The organism is Dyadobacter linearis (genome assembly GCF_907165045.1).
Taxonomy (GTDB): domain Bacteria; phylum Bacteroidota; class Bacteroidia; order Cytophagales; family Spirosomataceae; genus Dyadobacter; species Dyadobacter linearis.
In genome coordinates this window covers 358,373-378,254 of the sequence record NZ_CAJRAU010000005.1, presented here as the reverse complement: position 1 = coordinate 378,254, position 19,882 = coordinate 358,373, and the positions used below count along the sequence as shown (strand labels likewise).

19 protein-coding genes are annotated in these 19,882 nt (G+C 46.1%); 9 read left to right on the top strand and 10 right to left on the bottom strand.

What is annotated here, in order from left to right; all coding sequences use genetic code 11:
- Positions 1-31 precede the first annotated feature (31 nt).
- Positions 32-2,617 carry a phosphoenolpyruvate carboxylase gene (locus tag KOD92_RS18655; protein WP_215235098.1) on the top strand — a complete coding sequence of 862 codons (2,586 nt, stop codon included), beginning with the start codon at positions 32-34 and terminating at the stop codon, positions 2,615-2,617.
- 59 nt (positions 2,618-2,676) lie between these two features.
- On the opposite strand, the gene KOD92_RS18650 is transcribed toward KOD92_RS18655, so the two are convergent.
- From KOD92_RS18650 to KOD92_RS18640, 3 genes are read right to left on the bottom strand one after another with little or no spacing between them, the layout of a single operon-like run.
- On the bottom strand, positions 2,677-3,270 hold the full coding sequence (locus tag KOD92_RS18650; protein WP_215235097.1) for a hypothetical protein: 594 nt from the start codon (positions 3,268-3,270) through the stop codon (positions 2,677-2,679).
- 48 nt (positions 3,271-3,318) lie between these two features.
- Positions 3,319-3,912 (bottom strand): hypothetical protein, encoded by a 594-nt coding sequence (locus KOD92_RS18645; protein ID WP_215235096.1) that lies wholly within the window; start codon positions 3,910-3,912, stop codon positions 3,319-3,321.
- Positions 3,909-5,777: a M12 family metallo-peptidase gene (locus tag KOD92_RS18640; RefSeq protein ID WP_215235095.1), complete on the bottom strand. Its 1,869-nt coding sequence runs from the start codon at positions 5,775-5,777 to the stop codon at positions 3,909-3,911. The genes KOD92_RS18645 and KOD92_RS18640 overlap by 4 nt, the downstream gene beginning before the upstream one ends.
- A gap of 231 nt (positions 5,778-6,008) precedes the next feature.
- Here KOD92_RS18640 and KOD92_RS18635 point away from each other — a divergent pair, with 231 nt between their 5' ends.
- From KOD92_RS18635 to KOD92_RS18625, 3 genes are all read left to right on the top strand, one after another.
- A complete protein-coding gene (locus KOD92_RS18635) occupies positions 6,009-6,443 on the top strand; it encodes a MarR family winged helix-turn-helix transcriptional regulator (protein ID WP_215235094.1) in 435 nt (144 codons plus the stop codon).
- A 193-nt stretch (positions 6,444-6,636) separates the two neighbouring features.
- Positions 6,637-7,368, top strand: coding sequence for an SIMPL domain-containing protein (locus KOD92_RS18630; RefSeq protein WP_215235093.1), 732 nt, complete (start codon positions 6,637-6,639; stop codon positions 7,366-7,368).
- Between the two features lie 121 nt (positions 7,369-7,489).
- Positions 7,490-7,819, top strand: coding sequence for a YtxH domain-containing protein (locus KOD92_RS18625; RefSeq protein WP_215235092.1), 330 nt, complete (start codon positions 7,490-7,492; stop codon positions 7,817-7,819).
- An 8-nt stretch (positions 7,820-7,827) separates the two neighbouring features.
- Here KOD92_RS18625 and nudK read toward each other — a convergent pair whose 3' ends face one another.
- Positions 7,828-8,460 carry a GDP-mannose pyrophosphatase NudK gene (gene nudK, locus KOD92_RS18620; protein WP_215235091.1) on the bottom strand — a complete coding sequence of 211 codons (633 nt, stop codon included), beginning with the start codon at positions 8,458-8,460 and terminating at the stop codon, positions 7,828-7,830.
- Between the two features lie 142 nt (positions 8,461-8,602).
- On the opposite strand from nudK, the gene KOD92_RS18615 reads away from it, so the two are divergent.
- Positions 8,603-9,112 carry a cupin domain-containing protein gene (locus tag KOD92_RS18615; protein ID WP_215235090.1) on the top strand — a complete coding sequence of 170 codons (510 nt, stop codon included), beginning with the start codon at positions 8,603-8,605 and terminating at the stop codon, positions 9,110-9,112.
- A 6-nt stretch (positions 9,113-9,118) separates the two neighbouring features.
- Here KOD92_RS18615 and KOD92_RS18610 read toward each other — a convergent pair whose 3' ends face one another.
- The gene (locus KOD92_RS18610; protein WP_215235089.1) at positions 9,119-10,462 is read right to left on the bottom strand and encodes a hypothetical protein; all 1,344 of its coding nucleotides are present in this window, start codon (positions 10,460-10,462) and stop codon (positions 9,119-9,121) included.
- Between the two features lie 99 nt (positions 10,463-10,561).
- Complete coding sequence (ggt, locus tag KOD92_RS18605; protein ID WP_215235088.1) at positions 10,562-12,328, bottom strand: gamma-glutamyltransferase; 1,767 nt, start codon at positions 12,326-12,328, stop codon at positions 10,562-10,564.
- A gap of 127 nt (positions 12,329-12,455) precedes the next feature.
- Here ggt and KOD92_RS18600 point away from each other — a divergent pair, with 127 nt between their 5' ends.
- Both KOD92_RS18600 and KOD92_RS18595 read left to right on the top strand, forming a co-directional pair.
- Positions 12,456-13,697 (top strand): ABC transporter permease, encoded by a 1,242-nt coding sequence (locus KOD92_RS18600; RefSeq protein WP_215235087.1) that lies wholly within the window; start codon positions 12,456-12,458, stop codon positions 13,695-13,697.
- Positions 13,698-13,755: 58 nt separating this feature from the next.
- Complete coding sequence (locus KOD92_RS18595) at positions 13,756-14,202, top strand: hypothetical protein (RefSeq protein WP_215235086.1); 447 nt, start codon at positions 13,756-13,758, stop codon at positions 14,200-14,202.
- A gap of 6 nt (positions 14,203-14,208) precedes the next feature.
- On the opposite strand, the gene KOD92_RS18590 is transcribed toward KOD92_RS18595, so the two are convergent.
- Together KOD92_RS18590 and KOD92_RS18585 are read right to left on the bottom strand one after the other, a co-directional pair.
- Positions 14,209-14,541: a translation initiation factor gene (locus KOD92_RS18590; RefSeq protein ID WP_215235085.1), complete on the bottom strand. Its 333-nt coding sequence runs from the start codon at positions 14,539-14,541 to the stop codon at positions 14,209-14,211.
- A gap of 27 nt (positions 14,542-14,568) precedes the next feature.
- Positions 14,569-15,444, bottom strand: a complete 876-nt coding sequence (locus tag KOD92_RS18585; protein WP_215235084.1) for a diacylglycerol/lipid kinase family protein — start codon at positions 15,442-15,444, stop codon at positions 14,569-14,571.
- 225 nt (positions 15,445-15,669) lie between these two features.
- Between KOD92_RS18585 and KOD92_RS18580 the strand changes: the two genes are divergently transcribed.
- The gene (locus tag KOD92_RS18580; RefSeq protein ID WP_215235083.1) at positions 15,670-16,104 is read left to right on the top strand and encodes a YybH family protein; all 435 of its coding nucleotides are present in this window, start codon (positions 15,670-15,672) and stop codon (positions 16,102-16,104) included.
- 48 nt (positions 16,105-16,152) lie between these two features.
- Here the strand turns inward: KOD92_RS18580 and KOD92_RS18575 are convergent, their stop codons facing one another.
- Positions 16,153-16,641, bottom strand: coding sequence for a lipocalin-like domain-containing protein (locus KOD92_RS18575; RefSeq protein ID WP_215235082.1), 489 nt, complete (start codon positions 16,639-16,641; stop codon positions 16,153-16,155).
- Between the two features lie 108 nt (positions 16,642-16,749).
- Positions 16,750-17,736, bottom strand: a complete 987-nt coding sequence (gene meaB, locus KOD92_RS18570; RefSeq protein ID WP_215235081.1) for a methylmalonyl Co-A mutase-associated GTPase MeaB — start codon at positions 17,734-17,736, stop codon at positions 16,750-16,752.
- A gap of 134 nt (positions 17,737-17,870) precedes the next feature.
- Between meaB and KOD92_RS18565 the strand changes: the two genes are divergently transcribed.
- Positions 17,871-19,865, top strand: a complete 1,995-nt coding sequence (locus KOD92_RS18565; protein ID WP_215235080.1) for a M1 family metallopeptidase — start codon at positions 17,871-17,873, stop codon at positions 19,863-19,865.
- Positions 19,866-19,882 lie beyond the last annotated feature (17 nt).

Genomic DNA, 19,882 nt, shown 5'->3' with positions numbered 1-19,882 from the left:
CGGTCTCAGAATATAATTTGGTCACAACATTATGAATAACAGTTTTCAGGACGCAGTTGTAACGAAGTATAATATTTTCAACAGCCTTTTCCTGAGTTTGCCTTATAGGGGCATATTTCAGACAGGCTCTTTACTTCCCATACTGACTCAGCAAAGTGAAACAGGATTTCAGGAGGGGAAATCGCCCAAAGAAATTATTGAGCATTTTTTTTCAGAGTTACTGGAAACTGCCACGCCCAAGGAAAGGACCGATCTGCTCTTTTTGTTTATTCAATACATTGAAAGACAGGTAGTATTATTTGATTCTGTTGAAGACGCCGCTTTCGATCAGACGCACGATCTCACGGGGAAAGGTTCTGTTACCTATCTTACCGAGCGGCTCGATAACGATGAGCTGAAAAAGAAACTGCTCGCCAAGCTGGAAGATTTCAGTGTCAGGATCGTATTAACTGCCCACCCAACCCAGTTTTACTCGGGAAAAGTGCTCGGCATTATCAATGATCTCGAAGACGCGATTAAGGAAAATGACTTTACAGAGGTAAACCAGCTGCTTCTGCAACTTGGGAAAACCGCTTTTATCAATCACGAAAAACCTACCCCATTTGACGAGGCGGTCAGTCTTTGCTGGTTCCTCGAAAATGTATATTACGACGCAATCCCGTCCATTCTAGAAAAACTAATTAACGGGCTGGGAATGAGCGTTCATGACTGGCCTTACCCCAACTTGTTCCGACTCGGCTTCTGGCCAGGCGGCGACCGCGACGGAAATCCTTTTGTGAATCCTGACATCACCCTGCAAGTTGCCGACAGGCTACGGGAAACCCTTTTGCGCAGCTATTACCGCGATTTGCGGACATTAAAACGGAGACTTACTTTCAAAGGGGTCGACGAGGCGGTGTCTCTGGCTGAAAGAAAAATGAATAGTACCATATTCGGGCCGTTTGACCAGGGATATGCGAATGCACAGGAGCTGATCGACGAGCTGTTAATGGCCCGCGAAACGCTGGTGACCAAGCATCAGGGCCTTTTTGTGGAGCTGCTGGATAATTTTATTCTGAAACTGAATCTGTTCGGTTTCTTCTTCGCCAGTCTCGACGTTCGCCAGGATAGCAGAAAGCATGCAAAGGCTTGGGAGGATATTCTTAAAAGACTGGAAAAGAAAATTCCGCTTCTGAAGTACAGCGATTTCGAAGGCTGGGATGAGGAAAAGAAAATTGAAATGCTGCTGTCGCTCAATATCCCGTTGCGCGATGAAGATTACGAAGATGAATTGACGAAAGATATTCTGGGCTCTGTCCGGGCGATCAAAACGATCCAGCAAAAGAATGGTGAAAAAGGCGCTCACCGATATGTGATCAGCAATAATACCTCCGCGCTGAATGTAATGCAGGTAGTTGCACTCGCAAAAAACCTGATCGCAGACGAAGACGGTAAACTTGCGCTGGACGTAGTGCCGCTGTTTGAAACGGTGGACGATCTTGCGAATGCGCCGGAGATTATGACGAGACTTTATCAAAACGAGTTTTATCGGAATCACCTGCAAAATCGCGAAAACCACCAGACGATCATGGTAGGGTTTTCTGACGGAACAAAAGATGGTGGATATCTTCGCGCCAACTGGTCGATCTATCGTGCAAAAGAAGAGTTGACAAGAGTATCGCGGGAGTTTGGGATTAAAGTAACGTTTTTCGACGGAAGGGGCGGACCTCCTGCACGTGGCGGCGGAAACAACCACAACTTCTATTCATCTCTTGGATCTGAAATTGAAGACAAGGAAATTCAGTTAACTGTTCAGGGCCAGACTATTAGCTCTAATTATGGAACGGTTACCACTGCTATGTACAATCTGGAAAGGCTGTTTACAGCAGGTCTGGAAAATCATTTGTTCCGTGGAAACCGGGCTGAGGATGAACTGAGCGCTGAGGACAAAATACTGATTGAGGAAATGGCAGCCGCTGCGTACGAATCGTACCTCGACCTGAAAAATCACCCGATGTTTGTGAAGTACCTGGACAAGAAAACGCCGCTGCGTTTTTACGGTCAGACAAACATTGGCAGCCGCCCAACCAAGCGTGGAAATGACGACGAGGGCCTTAAATTTGAAGATTTGCGGGCTATTCCGTTCGTCGGTTCTTGGGCGCAGATGAAGCAGAATGTACCTGGTTTTTATGGTTTTGGATCTGCAATCCGGCAAATGGAAGGTGAAAACAAAGTTGAGGATATTAAGCAGCTTTATAAAAAATCACTGTTTTTCCGGACGCTCATTGAAAATTCAATGCAGTCGCTTTCAAAAGCGTTTTTCCCTGCTACCAAGTACCTCCGTGATGAAGAAGAGTATCGGGAGTTTTGGGATAAAATGTACGATGAATTTATCCTGACCCGCGATTTGCTGCTGGATGTTTCAGGTCAAAAAGAGTTGCTGGACAGCAATAACGTCACGAAAGTATCTATCAAAACGCGCGAAAGAATCGTATTGCCTTTGATCACGATCCAGCAATACGCACTTCAAATGCTCGCCAGCGATCCAAAAGACCTGCCGGTGGATGTGGAAACATACAACCAGCTGATCATGCGGGCGATGTTTGGTATTATTAATGCGGCGCGGAATTCGGCGTAGTATACTTAAATAGAGAGAAGCCGGCCAGTGGAATTAATCCCGACTGGCCGGCTTTTGTATTAATCGATTATTTTGGTGTGGAATTTTCCATTAGCGAACCGTAGTGTATCCCGCCATTGTGTTTGGTTATCTTCTCCGCCAAAAACTAATGTCAGTTGAAACTGACCCTTGATCTCCTTCGTTTTTGGATTGTAGTCGTCAATTAAAAGGTAATTGTTCTCGCTCTCTAATACATTGTAATATCCTGCGAAAACATCGCCATCGTCCCCTGAAAGATTTAAATCGGAGTAGATTGTATCAGAAACCATGCAAGAATTCCTATCAAATGCGACTACTGAATATCTTCCCTTTTTCAAAGACAGATTGTAAAAAGTCAGCAGCTTTCGTTGATACATGTCGTTATTATATAAATAACTTGATATTGAAAGCGCCTTCTCTTTGCATGGAAGCAAATTACCAGTTTGTCCGATTTGTGCCACGACAGCTTGGTAGGCATTCTTATAAAGATTTCCCCACTGCTTTCCATTTACATCTGCCTCTAAGTAGCCCCACGAATACTTCGGCATTGGTCTAGATTTCTCACAGCCAACGAATAAGACGATTAAAGAAATGGAAATAATAGATGCTCGGAGAAGTTTCGTATTCCAGGTCATTTGCACTTATTGGGTTTCTGATTTCATGAGGAAGGTTTGACAGTCTATTCAATGATAGTCCCTTATAAATCGGGTATGAAACCTACCATTGGTGAAACGCAGTGTATCAGGAAGAGCCGGCGTTCCGCCATCTCTGGTCTTTACCATAGTCATTTGAAAGGTCCCCTTGATTTCACCCGTTTTGCTATTGTATATCTCAACATGAAGATAATTGTCAGCTCCTTCCAACGGCTGGTAAACATCTCCCACAACATCACCATCTTGAGTTATAGTATATAGCTCTGAATACACCGGATCTGTCTCATCACAATGAAAAGCAGGGGCCGCGATAATCTTGCTCGTTCCTACGGTCTTCGGGATTTTCGTTAAATAAAGTGATTGCCGGAGATAGCCTTCCGGAGAAAATAGCTCGGTAAAAACATCCAGGTGATCCTCAATGCACGGGTAAGCCCCAGAATATGGAATCAATGCAGATTCAACAGTCTGGTAAGCGTTATTGTAAGTCTTGTTCCAATCTTTCCCATTCAAATCAATCTTAAAATATCCAATGGAAGGTCCGATTGGCAATGGACTTATTTTGTAACAACCTACCAATGAATACTGAGACAGGAGCAGTAAGAGAAGTCTGATAATGAGTTTCATCTTTCAATGATTAGGCGTTTCACTTCGGCTTTTCCATTTATAGTCAAGCGAATCAAATAGCTTCCATTTGCATTTCCGCGGCTTGTCCACAATACCGAATGCACCCCTTTATTTTGCATTGTGTTTGGCGGGAGTAAAACTTCCCTCTGATTTCCAAACAAATCCATTATTTCCAGTTGGACAAAAGAATCAGTTTCCAGCTTGTACCCAATTTTCAATTCATCGGCAGCAGGATTCGGTGTTATCATGAGATCCGAATTATAGAATACGAGGCTGTCAACACTTGCATTCCCCTGTTTAAACGGACTTGGCATCTGGGCGGTAATTGCGATAAACGCGGTGGTTGACTTTCCGCCGGCCGTCACGGTACCTTTCAGATATATTTTCTGATTCTGATAAAAGTACCAAGTGAAAATATCTGTTGTGATGTTGGACATGGTGTAATTGACGCCATCGTAACTGTATTGCCAGGCAATGGAGTACGGAGCGATGCCACAGCTATAATTTAGTTCATAATTTTTTCCTCCCTGGGTAGTAACATAAGTGGGGCCGTCAATGTAAGCTACCAGCGGTGGAGCTGGGTTTGGTCGAAAATCTCCGACTGTCAGGTGTGTTTCACTAATCCGCTTTGCGTTATTATTATTCGCGACAGTGCCTGTTGCTTTCCCACTTACGCTAATATTAGGATTTGAAAAGTGGAGGAGTCGATTACTTCCATCAGCAGTGTTGGTGCTCATCATTGTGCGATCCGTCACGATACCTAATCCGTTTTTCATATTATGCCCCTGCGCATATTGTGGACTACCAGATTCTCCATCGTGCCTGCAGCCATAAATATGGCCCACTTCGTGCGCAAACGTCTTATTAGATACTGCATTTAAAATTTGGACAATTGCGAATGCGGTCGAATTATTGAAAAACGGTTCTGCTGTTACACCTCGTGGAATGTAGTTCCCATTGGTAAACAGCACGACCAAATCGGCCTGATACTGATTTCTTAAATTTTGAGCAGTTGCATTTGACGTCAATTTAGTGACATCGCCATTCATGCTGTTATTAGTTTCGGGGAGATCCAAAGCGGCTACGCCAGCTAATGTAAGTACTGCATTACTTGTTATTCCACTGTTGTAAATGGTACTATTGAATTGGGCGATAGACAAGTTTGCCTGGTCTGTTATAGTAGCTACATTCCCAGCTAACTGCAATGCTTTTGCTGTGTACAGAATCAGCACCCGGGGGTTCACAAGCGGCTGGCAGGGATATAATTTTGCATTCGCATCGGCGATCGGGTTGGATTGAGTGGGCTCCGGTGCCGCTGGGATATATTCTGCATTTTCGCGACCTCCCGTTCGGTCCTCGCTTGTCGTCGCACAACCTACGTCGCCGGCTTTCAGCGGGTCAATTTCTTGTAGGGAATACAGATTGCCGGGAGCCGGAAAGATTTCGTAAACGCCCTGCGGCGTGGAGATGTGGGCGCATATCCGGCCTTCTTTTGACAATACAATCACAGTCCCAAGTCCATCGTCCGTCTTTCCAATCCATTCGTAGTTGAGCTCATCGTGGTATTCCACGTGGGTCGCTTCGGCGGCGATAGGGTTTGTGATGCCTGGGACCCGCAGCAGCAGTACTCCGTCCCGCTGAGAAGTAGCTAATGCATTCAGCTTTACAAACTGAAATGCGGCTATGTTAGGATTTTTCCGGAGCCGCGATTTGTGATCTTCCATTTCACGCGATTCAGGTATTTCCTGATCAGCAACAGGGTCAATGAAATTACTATGCTGTGCGAAAATTAGGGTGGGAAGTAGTGCCAAAAACAGCAGATTTGCCGCAAACTTTCTTGTTAAAACCGTAAAGGATATCCGCATAAGTAGAAGATGTATGGAGGATTAATAGAACAATTTTGATCGAAATGTTCTATTATTTCCAGGAATAACAAAGTGCTTCGCTGAGGTAGAAGCTTGGAAATTATCAGAAGGCAGGAAGTTGAGGACGAACGGAAGGAATGCGTGATTTTTTGCTGCAATAATTAGTAGACGAATAGTTGGCTGGACTTATATCTTCAATATACTCAATGACTAAACTTCAACTTTCTCCACATGACACATCATTCCGATCATCGTGCCTATTTTTTTAAAATAGATACGACTATCAAAAAAATTCGTAACGCCCTGCAAAAACAATTGACAGAAGCAGGTTTTGATTTGACCGTAGACCAGTGGGTCCTTATTGATCACATATTTCGAAAACAAGGAATCAGTCAGAATGAGCTGGCTGAAATGACGTTTAAAGATCCGCCGACTGTGACCCGGATCATCGATCTGCTCGAAAAAAAGGGTCTTGTGGAACGCGGACCAGCCGCAGGCGATCGCAGGAAGTTTAATTTATCCCTCACCAAAACAGGCGAATCTCTTTATAACAAAGCATTCCCTATTGTTGCTGATATCCGGCGAAAAGGCTGGGGCAGTCTTAATGATTCTGACTATCAACATTTTGTAAGGATTATGGATTCTATTTATCAGAATTTTACCTGAATCCTGCCAGCTAAATAGTAAAATGGAAGACTGTCGATACAGATGGTCTTCCATTTTTTATTGTTAAGAATTGCAAACGGACTTAAACCTTCTCCCGTCCTTTTGCATCTAACCTGCATTGAAACGTTTATACGTTTCGTCACGTTGAATAGCTCAACGCAGTTTTATCAAATCGTTTTTCTTTAAAAAAGCCATGAAAAAAGCATTTTTTGCAAGTATCCTTTTCGCCGCAGCAGCATTGGTTCCGGCATTTTCACAAGTTCAATCCGAACAACTTATCCAGGTCCCGAACATTGACGTTGCCGGCTTCGCCGAAATGGAAGTCGTTCCTGACGAGATTTATTTCAGTGTGTCGCTCCGGGAATATTTTACAGATGAAAAAAATCAGAAGGATAAGGTCAATATCAGTACGCTGGAAAAGCAGCTGATCAAAGCAGTGGCCGACGCTGGTTTGCCGAAAGAAAGCTTGTCGATCAGCGGCGTAGGCGGGTATCAGAATTATGTTGATAAAAAGAAAAAGCCTGCGACATTTCTCGAAAACAAACAATATGAGTTAAAAGTCAGCAGTGCCGAGAAGCTCGACGGGATTATGGCAAAAGTGGAAAGCCGCGGTATTCAATATGCGAATGTAGCCCGCGTAGACCATTCTAAAAGAGAAGAATTTAAAAAACAGGTGAAGATCGACGCATTGAAAGCGGCCAAAGTGAAAGCTGAATATTTGGTAGCTTCACTGGATCAAAAACTAGGTAAAGTGCTGTCAATTAAGGAACTGGACGAAAATCTGGTTTTCCCACAACCGATGTTTGCCAAAGCCAATATGCGCTCGCTTTCAGCGGAATCAGCCGATGCTGTGACCGACAGTGATGTGCAATACCAGAAGATCAAGATCAGTTACCGCATGCAGGCAGCTTTTGAAATCAAATAAATACGAATGCCCGCCTCGTTGCGGGCATAATTTTTTGGAATCAGTCGCATCAAAAGAGAAAGCCTCTTGGGATTAAAGGAATGGTTATTTAACTTCAAGCTAAACTAAGTAACTGAAAATCATGGGCATCAATTCAAAACATCTGGCCACGTTCATTCTTGGCGCCGCGGCGGGAGTCGCTGCTCACAAGTATCTTCAAACAGAAGAAGGAGAGAAACTTTTGGAAGATTTGAAGACCAAAGCAAATAGTCTGAAAGCCGAGGCCGAAGGCGCATTTGATAAAGCTCCTGAGTATTTCGAAGAGCTCAAAACCAAAGGCTCCGAAACGCTGAAAGGCAATTTTCCCGATGTGGAGACTTTTCTTAAAGACCTTTACGAGAAGTTTGTAGGAAACAAAAGTACCGGTTCTACTACTACCGAAACAACGCCAATCCCGGACCCGATCTCGTAGGTTCCGGTTTAGAAAGATAACAACAGGGTGCAGGTCGGTTGTTGACCTGCACCCTGTTTTGTTTTTACCAACCCATTCAACTGCGCATATTGCAGGAGCATGATCGTTTTTGCATCCCGGATCTCGCCGGTAGCGATCATATTCATCGCTTCGGAAAATGGTATTTCCAGCACTTCAATATTTTCCTGCTCATTTTCTGCACCGCCACCGCTGCTCACTTTCATATCTTCTGAATATTCACCTACGAAAAAATACAGGATCTCGGTAACTGAACCCGGAGACATATAAGCTTCGAAAATTTTTCTGACCGCATTCAGCTTGTAACCCGTTTCCTCTTCCGTTTCCCGTTTAATGCAATCTTCCGGATTGTCTTTATCAAGCAGGCCCGCGCAAGCTTCTATCAGCATTCCGCTTTCATTTCCATTGGTATATGTCGGCAATCTGAATTGGCGTGTGAGGATAACCGTTTCTTTTTCAGTATTATAAAGTAAAATAGTTGCGCCGTTTCCCCGGTCATAAGCTTCGCGGCTCTGGCGTTCCCATTTTCCGTCAGGTCGCTGGTATTCGAAATTGTATTTCCTCAAAGTGTACCAATTATCTGATAGTACCTCTTCTTCAACATTTCTTATCTGCGTGTCCATAATGATTAGAATTGATTAATTAAGATTATTATTGATCAAATGTAGGGTGAGTTGTTAAATATTCAAGCAGGCCTGCGGCGGACATTATATATTTAGTTATTAACCGGCCGCCTGTATTATATTGGGCCTTACTTTAAATAATATGATACCAGCAACCTATTGGATCGAGAAATACAATCTGCTGCCGCACCCGGAAGGAGGCTATTATGCGGAAACTTATCGGTCGGCGGAAGTTATTGCGCAACAGGCATTACCATCACGTTTCGGCGGAGCAAGGACATTTTCGACAGGGATTTATTTTTTGCTTGAAAGTCATAATTTCTCCGCATTCCATCGGATTCAGGCGGATGAAATGTGGCATTTTTACGCAGGAGAAGCGTTGGAAGTCTTTGTGATCAATACGAAAACGAGGCAGCTTGAAATCATTAGGCTGGGGAATAATCCTGAGAATGGAGAAACATTCCAGGCGGTCGTTCCGGCAGGTACCTGGTTTGGCTCGCGGCCTGCGAAAGGAAGCACTTACGCATTGGTAGGCTGTACCGTGGCGCCGGGCTTCGACTTTCAGGATTTTGAGATGGCTGATAGAGAGATATTAAAAGCAGAATTCCCCGAATTCAGCGAGCTGATCGGGGAATTGACAAGAATAGATTGATATCGACTATTTCACTTTGAGCTTCGACCAGTAAGGCTGCGATTCATAGCGGTTGGTGTAAATAGCTGAGACCGCATATTCACCGGCTGGAAGGTCGGAAGGAACCGTATACTGCCCGAGGGAATAACTTGTCCCTGCTACTGCCCAGCTGTAAACAACAAGTTTTGGAGCAAGATCGACAGTTTTACCCGGCGATTTCAGGCGCAGCCGCGGCAGTTTGTTCACGTCAAAATTCGTATTGGCTGTTCCGAACTCAAGCGGCAATGATTTTGCATAAAAAACATCTCCCTTACTAAATGCAAGCGGTTCTACATTCCGGTCCAGCGCGCCGTTTACGTCACCTTTCCAGATAGTTTCAAGGCAGTTGGATTCGAAGTTTGAAAGGTGGACACTCGTTTTACCCAATAGCGTTTCCTTTTCGTAAAAAGATACCAGATAGGAGCCTTCCGGCAGGTTTGCCGGGATTTTGTCGAGCGTCAGCTGTTGCGGATCTTTCACCTGAACCGCAGCGGTAACAGGCGTACTCAGAAAGTCACTCGAAATTTTGACCGTATATTTTTCCTGTGGGATGAAAAAGCCGCCCCCGGCTTTCAGCGTGTCCTTATAGTTATACTGAAATTTGTACATGGGCATCTGGTACAGATTCGGCACACCGCGTACAAACTTAACGCCCTCAAAAACAACAGGAGTCTGGTTAAAAAACTTGAATTCAAGGGTAAGCGGATCAGTCGTAATCAGTTCCTGGACTGCGCCGAGATAGAGCGGGGCAGTCAGCTCGTAGTAGCTGCTTTCCATGAAAAAGCCCGTTTTCTTGTTGCTGATCTTTACAGTTGGGCCCAGCTGCTCCACAGAAGAGGGGATACTGCCGACTTTTGCATTAAAACGAAGCGGCAAATTCACGCCGGATGCATTGATCGGGATTTCCTTTTGCAGAAGCTCGATCTCGGGAGTTCCGGAAAAGTTGAAATACACATTGAAGTAAAACCATTTCTTATCGGTTTTGTCCCGTAATTGAAAACGCAATGGTGGCGTGCCTTTATAGGGATAAAGAATGGTATTGCCTGTTGTTGGCTTTTCCAGGCTGTCGGCAAGCACAATATCTGGCTGCATATTTACTTTTACCTCAGCTGCGGCTTCATTGTAAGTATCAGGCAGGCTCACATAAAAGCTGTTACTGACAGAATCGAACGTTATTTCCTGAACGCCGGTAACACTCAGAGATTTCAAAAATTGTCCGGCGGTCGACTCTTTCTCTGGTCCCGGCTCGGGCTCAGCTTCAATGATCTGATCTTTCTTGCATCCTGTCATAAAACCGATCAGGAGAAGCAGGGCAAACATGGATTTTTTCATGGCAGTTATAGAATTACGGCGGATACTTCGCAATTCGAATTTAAGTCTTATTACAAGCAAAATACAAGTATTTGTTGCTAAAATCTCAGAGCAGCGCGGTCAGTATCCTATACTGGTATCGTCCCCCCGCGGATCCGAGCCGCCTTCGAGCGTACCGTCGGGCAGTACGAGAATGCAATCCATCCGGCCGATCGTATTACGTTGCTGTTCCAGTTTGAATCCCTTGTCCTGCAACTTTTTGATCGTACCTGCCGAAAATGCATTTGCCTCAAAAGTGGTCATGTCAGGCAGCCACTGATGGTGGAATTTCAATGCATTAACCGACTGCTGCATGCTCATCCCATGTTCCAGCACATTCAATATGGTCTGGTACACTGCCGTAATAATCGTCGAGCCTCCGGGAGTACCGACTACCATGAACAGTGTTCCGTCTTTTTCCACAATCGTCGGGGTCATAGAGGAAAGCATTCTTTTGCCCGGCGCGATTGCATTGGCTTTATTTCCGATCAGACCATACATATTCGGCGCGCCGGCTTTGATACTGAAATCGTCCATCTCATTATTCATAAAAAATCCGCCGCCTTTGATCACCACCCGACTTCCATATCCGCCATTTAAAGTGGTAGTAAGCGAAACCGCATTGCCTTCTTTGTCCACCACCGAAAAGTGTGTCGTTTCCAGACTTTCATATCCCGGAACTGCTCCTCCGCTGATATTCTTGCTGTCGCTAGCCTTGTTCCAGTCAAAATCTGTCCAGCGTTTTGCCAGATAATCCTTACTCATGAGCGTTTCCTGCGGCACTTTTACAAAATCCGGATCCCCGAGGAATTTGGCGCGATCGGCGTACACTCTCCGTTCTGCCTCGATCATCACCTGGACCGTCGAGTCGCTGTGCCAGCCCCATTTGCGGAGCGGGTAAGGCTCCGTGAGCCGCATTAGCTGCACCAATGCGATCCCGCCGCTGGAAGGAGGCGCCATTGTGATGATTTTGTAGCCTTTGTAGGTTTCAGAAATCGTTTCGCGCCACTGCGCATTGTAATCGGCGAGGTCTTTTTTACTGATAATGCCTTCTCCGTTTGCATTCATATCCTTTACAATGCGGCGGGCGATTTTTCCCTTATAAAATCCGTCGCGCCCCTTTTTTTGTATTCTTTTCAAAACTTTACCCAAATCCTTTTGGATCAGCAAATCACCTTCCGCCCAGTCTTTCCCGGTCGGGTTCAGAAAGTATTTCGTGCCTGGATTCAATCTCACCACATCTTTTTTCACAGCATTCAATGCCCTCGCTTCCCGCTGCGTTTGAATCACACCATTCATCGCCAGGTCGATTGCAGGTTGTAACAATTGCTTCCACGGAAGTTTCCCGTATTTCGCGTGCGCTTCTGCCATTCCGGCCACCGAGCCAGGTACGCCCGAAGCCAGCCGGCCCAGCGTACTTGCATCCGGGATGACGTTTTTATCTTTGTCAAGATACATATCCGCGTGACTTTTGGCAGGCGCTTTTTCACGGAAATCAATACTGAAGCTCTTGCCGCTTTTATCCCGCAATACCAAAAACCCGCCGCCGCCCAGGTTACCCGCCGAAGGATGCACCACCGCCAATGCATACTGGACCGCCACCGCCGCATCGACGGCGTTTCCACCAGCCTTTAATATAGCAATACCCACTTTCGAAGCTTCGGGATGTGCGGAGGCTACGATTCCGTTTTTAGCGACCACACCTTTCCGGTCGCTAAAAAATGCTTTCTGGTTCGGATCGTCAGATAAAAACTGGTAAAATCCCGTCGATTCCTGAACAGGTTTCTGAGCCGAAGCAAGGCCCGAAATCAGGATGTAACAAAAGGAAAGCAGGTAGCGTAAATGCATATAGGAGTGGTAAGGTTAGTTTGTAATTTATTAAATCGAGGCGTTTTTATTACCTTTTGTACCAATTTATTTCACGACCAGCCACTTAAAAGCTAACTTTTGATCTGAATTTGTCCCCACCGTGATTATGAAATTTTTACGACAAGTATTAGAGAGTTTCAGATTTGCCTGGCAGGCATTAAAATCAAATATTACGAGAACGATCTTGTCGCTGCTTGGCGTAACGGTCGGGATATTCGCGATCGTGGCCGTTTTTACGATTGTAGATTCTCTGGAAAGAAACATCAAGGAGAGTTTAAGTTTCATAGGCGACAAAGTGATCTATGTGCAGAAATGGCCGTGGGGATTTGGGGGAGAATATCAGTGGTGGAAATACTTCCAGTGGCCCGAGCCCACTTTCGCGGAATATAAATACCTGTACGAAAACATGGAAAGTGCCAGCGCAGTGGCCGTGATGGATTTTAGAGGAAACACAACTTTAAAAAACGGCTCAAACAGCATTACCGCGCAGATTCAGGGCGTTTCATACGAATACAATCAGATTTCTGACATTCCGATCGAAACCGGTCGCTACTTCATTCCCCTCGAAACCAGCAATGCACGGAATGTGGCGGTAGTGGGAGCGGATATTGCTTCGGCGCTGTATCCCGGGCAGGACCCGGTGGGTAAACCGTTTAAGCTGGCGGGCAATAAGTTTACAATTGTAGGTGTGCAGGTCAGAAAAGGGGAGAGTCTGGTCGATTTTGGCGGAAGTCCGGATAAAAACTGCATTATCCCCTTTGCTTCATTTTCAAAACTGTTTCAATCCGGGCGAAGAAGTGCGGACATCGTGGTGAAGGGATTTCCCGAAGACGAGGGAATGCAGGAAGTGGAGGCGGAAATCACGGGTTTGATGAGAACGAAACGAGGTATTAAGCCACGCGACGGGAACAATTTTTCACTCAATCGCCCCGAAGCAGCGGCGCAGGCAATCGCGGGATTATTTGCCGTACTGACCGTCGCAGGTTGGGTAATTGGCAGTTTCTCAATTCTGGTCGGGGGTTTCGGGATCGCTAATATTATGTTTGTTTCGGTAAAAGAAAGAACTAACCTGATCGGCATTCAGAAGTCGCTGGGCGCGAAAAACTATTCAATTCTGTTCCAATTCCTGTTTGAAGCAGTGATGCTGAGCCTCGTGGGCGGCGTGGTCGGGATATTCCTGGTATACCTTTTGTCATTTATGCCAATGGGAACGCTTGAAATATTGCTGACCCCCGGAAATATCCTGCTTGGACTGGCGGTTTCCAGCGTGATCGGCGTTTTGTCGGGAATTATACCGGCAATGCTCGCAGCACGAATGGACCCGGTAACTGCAATCAGGGCGAAATAATAGGAAAAATGAAACGCTTTTCCGAAGTTAGCTTCACATCATAAACACTGAATTCACAATGCGTAAATGGGTCATATTCGCCATATTCCTGGCTGTCATCTTCGGGATCCTGTATTATCTTACTTTTGGGTATTATAGTGAAGGCAAACGGGGCGGTTTTATCACAAAGCTCAGCAACAAAGGATATTTATTTAAAACTTATGAAGGTGAGTTGAGAATGGGCGGCCTTTATGAAGGCGACGGTACCATGAACTCTTCGGAATGGGTATTTTCTGTAAGCGCAAAAAACAAGGACGCGATCAGCAAACTGGAAGAAGCGATCAAAAACGGCCAGCGCGTTTCGCTTACCTACGAAGAGAAGTTCTTTACTCTGCCCTGGAACGGGGATACCAAATATTTCGTGACCAATGTGGAGGTACTCGATAGTATGCGCCAGCCTGTGAATCCAGTGCCATCGGCTCCGCTGCCTTCGCCTACCGAAATAGATACCAATGAAGTACTTTAAGCCGGACTAACCTCCGGCTTTTTTTGCCTTATAATTCTTGCTGATCAGCCAGGTGATCACCTTGTCCCGGTGGTCGCCCTGGATCTGCACTTCGTGGTCTTTCACGGTCCCGCCGCTTCCGCAGAGGTTTTTGAGCAATTTGCCCAATACTTCGAGATCCGAATTTTTCCCCACAAATCCTTTAATTACAGTACTTACCTTGCCGCCGCCTTTTCTTTCGAGCCAAATGCGCAGGTCCTGGTGCTGCGGCGCCAAAGTCTCGGCTTCGTCGTCTGAATCGTTAAACTCAAATTCGGGATTTGTTGAATAAATGATCCCGGAACGGTTCTTCTTTGACATTTGAATTTCTTTATTGATTTCGTGAATTTAAACAATCACCCGCAAACTCTGCGGCTTGATCTTCACCTCGATCCTCGTTGTATTCAGTTGCAGCGGCTCGCCGTCATAATGGATCATCGGCGGCGTTTCTGTATCTATTACCGCGTATTCCGCACTTTGGTAGTCGATAAACCGGGAGGCTTTCATTTGCTTTGTAAATAGCTGGTAGGCGAGGGAAGTGCCGTACCATTTCGGAAAAGGTTTGATCGTGCAGATATCCAGCTTTCCATCCTGCAGATTGGCTTCGGGAGCTACCCAGGCATTGTTCCCAAACTGTCCTGCATTCGCAAATGAAATGGAGAACGCATTGGTATTCAATCCGTTGAGTTTGAGTACCTGCGGTTTATAAGTCCAATACGCACGAAATGAAACATTCACGTAAGAAGCAAGCCCGCGCACTTTTTGTTTGCTGAACAAATGCCCGACGTACGCGTCGAAACCTATTCCGGCGGTGCAGAAAAAGGGAATATCGTTCAGTGTCGCGCTGTCGATCGTAATCGGATCGCCGGTGAAAAGCCGTATCAGGGATTTTTCAAGCGCAATAGGAATACCTAAATGTCTCGCCAAACCATTTCCAGAACCCAGCGGAATAATACCGACAGGCGTATCTGTGCCGACAAGCGGCTGTGCAGTTTCGTTGATGGTACCGTCGCCGCCGACAGCCACAATAGCCTTCCAATCGCGCAGACCCGCGTTTTCAGATACCAGCGCAGTTGCGTGGCCGCGTTCTTTGGTGAAAAGAATCACAGCTTCACAATCGTACTTACCGGCAATCGCCTGGATTTTATCGACGATATAGCTCGTCCTTTTTCCGGTTGAGGTACCCGAATTTGGATTTAAGATAAAAAGGTAGGATCCAGGCACTGGTCAGGCGAAGAAAAGGAATAGTACGAGGAGAAAAACGATCATGAACAGGTAGTAGAGCCCGTCAATGAAGGGATATTTCTGGCGGTCCAAACTTTTGAAGAAGTCATTAAACTTTCCCATTTCTTGCTGTTCACTGATTTGATGAGGACTAATTCTCTGGCCGATCAAATCTTTCATTATATTGAATACCTGAAAACCGTTTTACAAAAATCCACAAAAAATATGAGAAACTGGCTCTTTACTCTGTTCCTGCTGGCTACTTCCGGCATTGTTTCCGCGCAGTCGGGGAAGGACAAAGAGGAGATTTTCGCCATACTCGACCGCCAGGTTTCCGACTGGAACAAAGGCGATATCAAGTCTTTTATGAACGGATACTGGGAATCGGATTCACTGATGTTTGTCGGAAAAAGCGGTATTACTTACGGCTACAAGTCTACCTACGAAGGTTACCTGAAACGCTATCCTGACCGCGCAACGATGGGCAAGCTCAAATTCACTTACCTCAATTTCTCATTCCCCGGCCCCGGCGTCGCATTCGTAGTAGGAAAGTTTCACCTTACCCGCCCAGAAAAAGGTGATCTGGAAGGCCACTACACGCTGCTGTTCAAAAAGATCAGCGGAAAATGGGTGGTGGTTTGCGACCATACCAGCGGATAAAAAAAAGCCGGACAAATTGCCCGGCTGCGAAATAGCTTTAATTGAAGATCAAAGGCGCTTAAACTGCAAAACTGCATTTACTGGCGGCTTCGTTGCTACGGTCTCAGTATTTACGATCACGTTAAGATCGGTTGCGTTCTGCGTAATTTTTAATTCCTGACTTTGATTTTTGTCTGATAAAGTAAGCTTATCACCATTCACTTTCCATTTTGCCTCTGCTCCAACCGGCGCAAAAGCTCCGATTGCAGTTACTGCCGCTGGACAATCAGCTGTGGTAATCGTATTGTTCGCGTTAAAAGTCAATTTAAGATCGTAAATGCAGGGAGCAAATTGAGGTATTAATGCCAGTGCAGGAATGTTAGTGCCGGCAACTTCGGGAGTGATCGCGGTCAATTCCCAGGTTCCAACAATCGGGTTTTTATCAACTGGTTCTGGTTCCGGCTCCTTTTCATCGTCTTTACAAGATGCGGCGAAAACCGTAAGGCAAACAAGTGCAAAGTAGAAGATGCGGGTAAGGTAGTGAGGGGTTTTCATCATTTGTCAGTAAAAAGTTGAGCCTGTTTTTGTTATACGTTAAAATCGAACGTTCAAACCTACCTTAAAAATGCATTTACCCCAAATTTTGAGTGGTTTATCTGGGATAATTTATATTTTGAATAGCAGGTTCAATAGTAGCTGGGCCGCCTCCGCCGGGAGCATTTTACCGGCTCCTACTTCTTCCTCTATTCCATGCAGCTGCTTTTTCACTTCTTTATTTTGATAAAACAGGTCTTCCAGCTTCTGCCGCACTATTTCATGCATCCAGTCCACCTGCTGCGCCGCCCGGTTTTTTGAGAAAAACCCGTTCTTAACCGTAGTAGCCACATATTGCTGAACGGTCTCCCAGACTTCCGGAATCCCTCTGTTTTCCAGCGCCGAACAAGTCAGTACCTTCACCGCCACGCCCGATTCCCCGGCCTGTGCCAGATGCAATGCATTTTCGAAGGTAGCTGCTGCCTGAGCGGCTTCGTCGGCGAAAAGTCCGTCGGCCTTATTGACAACCACCGCATCTGCCATTTCCACAATGCCTTTCTTGATACCTTGCAGCTCGTCGCCCGCGCCCGGCAATGCGAGCAGCAGGAAAAAGTCAGTCATTCCCTTTACGAATATCTCCGATTGTCCCACGCCCACAGTCTCGATCAATATCACTTCATAGCCCGCTGCCTCGCACAAAAGCATGGCCTCACGCGTGTTGCGGGCCACGCCGCCCAGTGAAAGTCCGGTGGCGGATGGTCTGATGAATGCAAGCGGATCTTTCACAAGCTCTTCCATTCTCGTTTTATCCCCCAGAATACTCCCGGCCGATTTGCTGCTCGTCGGATCCACAGCGAGTACTGCTACTTTCTTGTTGATCGAAGTTAGGTAAATCCCCAGAGCTTCTATAAATGTACTTTTTCCTACTCCCGGAATGCCGGTTATCCCAATCCGGAGCGAGCGTCCGGTTTGAGGTAAGATACCGTTCAGAATAGCCTGCGCGAGTAACTTGTCTTCCGCAAGCCTGCTTTCAACCACTGTAATTGCCCGGCTCAGGATAACCCTGTCACCTGCTAGGATTCCGTCAATATAAGTATCAGAAGAAAGGCGCTCACGCATAATTTTGGGTTAAATACCTGCCTTGTTAAGGGTCTTGTTTGGGTTTGTAAAAATTAAACTTTTTATCCGTAAAAAGGCGAAAAGGTGTATATTGCTCGTTTACAATCCTATAATTTCCAATTTTAATTATCAGAATGAAAATTTCGATGTATCGTTTGGGCTTGCTGGCAATATGCAGCCTGGGCTTTTTAAATACGATGGCGCAGCAGGCTGGAAAGGGGGCGTATGACGCGCACGTGCTGTTTCACCCACTATTCAATTTCCAGCCGGGTAATGAATACCGTACCGGCAGCGGCGCTCCGGGGCCAAAATACTGGCAAAACAAGGCGGATTATAAAATCAACGTGGCACTCGACGAGGCGAAAGGAATAGTAGCCGGCGATATTGAGCTTACTTACAAAAATAACAGTCCAGAAAGTCTGGATTTCATCTGGCTACAACTCGATCAGAATGCATTCAGCAGTCATTCAAGAGGTGGCAAAACCACGCCGGTAACGGGCGGAAGGTTTGGTAATACCGGATTCGACGGCGGCGATTCTATCAGATCGGTTTCGGTACAGCAGGGAAAAGATAAGTTTGTAGACGCAACTTACAAGATCACCGATACCCGCATGCAGATCCGTCTGGCGACTCCTGTGAAGCCAAACGGCGACGTGATCAAAATCAAAATTGCCTATTCATTCAAGATCCCTGAATATGGATCAGACAGAATGGGAACGTTGGAAACCAAGAACGGGATCGTTTACGAAATGGCCCAATGGTATCCGCGCGTGGCTGTTTTTGACGATATCGAAGGCTGGAACCTGCTGCCCTACCTGGGCGCTGGCGAGTTTTACCTGGAATACGGAGACTTTGATTACAACATCACTGTTCCCTGGGACCATATTGTAGTAGGATCAGGCGAGCTGCTTAATCCCGGCGAAGTATTAACCGCAGAGCAAAGACAAAGACTGGCGAATGCAGCCAAAAGTGACCAAACTGTGATGATCCGCTCGGCGGAGGAGGTTTCAAGCCCTGCTTCACGCCCGAAGCAATCTGGTACACTTACCTGGCGGTTCCGCTGCCAGCAGGCGCGCGATATTGCATGGGCTACCTCGAAAGCATTCGTGTGGGATGCGGCAAAAATGAATTTACCCAAAGGAAAAACTGCACTCGCGCAATCGGTATATCCGGCTGAGGACGGCGGACTGGACGGTTGGGGAAGATCTACGGAATATGTAAAAGGCTGCATTGAATTTTATTCGAGCTATGTGCATGAATATACTTACCCTGTGGCGACCAACGTAGCTGGAATTGTGGGCGGTATGGAATATCCTGGAATCGTATTTTGCAGCAGCAAGAGTCGCAAAGACGATCTTTGGGGCGTGACTGACCACGAATTCGGTCACAACTGGTTCCCGATGATCGTGGGAAACAACGAGCGGAAATATGCTTGGATGGACGAAGGTTTTAATACTTTCATCAATTTCCTTTCAACGGATAACTTCAATAACGGAGAATACAAAACCACGCAGATGAATGATCTGCACAGATTGGCGCCGATCATTTTCCGTCCGAAAGCAGACCCTATTATGACTACCCCCGACGTGATCCAGGCGGCTAACCTGGGTTGGGAAGCATATTACAAGCCGGCATTGGGATTGAAAATGTTGCGTGAGCAGGTTTTAGGTAAAGAGCGTTTTGACTACGCGTTTCAACAATATGTAAAACGCTGGGCATTCAAACACCCGACTCCGTACGATTTCTTCCGCACGATGGAAGATGCAGCCGGAGAAGATCTGGGCTGGTTCTGGAAAGGCTGGTTTTTTGAGAATTATAAACTGGATCAGGCGGTGAAAGATGTGAGCTATGTGGAGCAAAACCCGCAAAAAGGATCATTTGTCACAATCGAAAACCTGGATCAGCTGGCAATGCCGGTGAAAGTGGATATTGAAGAAGTAAGTGGTAAAAAAACGCGGGTGGAGCTGCCTGTCGAGATCTGGCAGAGAGGCGGAAGCTGGACTTTCAAAGCCGCTACCGACCAGCCTATTCGTTCGGTCACAATAGATCCGGAACGCAGTCTGCCGGATATTAACCCTTCGAACAATATTTGGAAGCCGGTGATGTACGCGGAGCCCGAAGTGAACTGATATTGTAGTACATAGAA

Coding starts and splice junctions, on each gene's coding strand:
- KOD92_RS18600 (WP_215235087.1), top strand. CDS start 12,456: ATGAAATTTTTACGACAAGTATTAGAGAGTTTCAGATTTGCCTGGCAG.
- KOD92_RS18630 (WP_215235093.1), top strand. CDS start 6,637: ATGAAAAAAGCATTTTTTGCAAGTATCCTTTTCGCCGCAGCAGCATTG.
- KOD92_RS18590 (WP_215235085.1), bottom strand. CDS start 14,541: ATGTCAAAGAAGAACCGTTCCGGGATCATTTATTCAACAAATCCCGAA.
- KOD92_RS18595 (WP_215235086.1), top strand. CDS start 13,756: ATGCGTAAATGGGTCATATTCGCCATATTCCTGGCTGTCATCTTCGGG.
- ggt (WP_215235088.1), bottom strand. CDS start 12,328: ATGCATTTACGCTACCTGCTTTCCTTTTGTTACATCCTGATTTCGGGC.
- KOD92_RS18610 (WP_215235089.1), bottom strand. CDS start 10,462: ATGAAAAAATCCATGTTTGCCCTGCTTCTCCTGATCGGTTTTATGACA.
- KOD92_RS18615 (WP_215235090.1), top strand. CDS start 8,603: ATGATACCAGCAACCTATTGGATCGAGAAATACAATCTGCTGCCGCAC.
- KOD92_RS18635 (WP_215235094.1), top strand. CDS start 6,009: ATGACACATCATTCCGATCATCGTGCCTATTTTTTTAAAATAGATACG.
- KOD92_RS18575 (WP_215235082.1), bottom strand. CDS start 16,641: ATGATGAAAACCCCTCACTACCTTACCCGCATCTTCTACTTTGCACTT.
- KOD92_RS18650 (WP_215235097.1), bottom strand. CDS start 3,270: ATGACCTGGAATACGAAACTTCTCCGAGCATCTATTATTTCCATTTCT.
- KOD92_RS18655 (WP_215235098.1), top strand. CDS start 32: ATGAATAACAGTTTTCAGGACGCAGTTGTAACGAAGTATAATATTTTC.
- KOD92_RS18580 (WP_215235083.1), top strand. CDS start 15,670: ATGAGAAACTGGCTCTTTACTCTGTTCCTGCTGGCTACTTCCGGCATT.
- KOD92_RS18565 (WP_215235080.1), top strand. CDS start 17,871: ATGAAAATTTCGATGTATCGTTTGGGCTTGCTGGCAATATGCAGCCTG.
- KOD92_RS18640 (WP_215235095.1), bottom strand. CDS start 5,777: ATGCGGATATCCTTTACGGTTTTAACAAGAAAGTTTGCGGCAAATCTG.
- nudK (WP_215235091.1), bottom strand. CDS start 8,460: ATGGACACGCAGATAAGAAATGTTGAAGAAGAGGTACTATCAGATAAT.
- KOD92_RS18625 (WP_215235092.1), top strand. CDS start 7,490: ATGGGCATCAATTCAAAACATCTGGCCACGTTCATTCTTGGCGCCGCG.
- meaB (WP_215235081.1), bottom strand. CDS start 17,736: ATGCGTGAGCGCCTTTCTTCTGATACTTATATTGACGGAATCCTAGCA.
- KOD92_RS18645 (WP_215235096.1), bottom strand. CDS start 3,912: ATGAAACTCATTATCAGACTTCTCTTACTGCTCCTGTCTCAGTATTCA.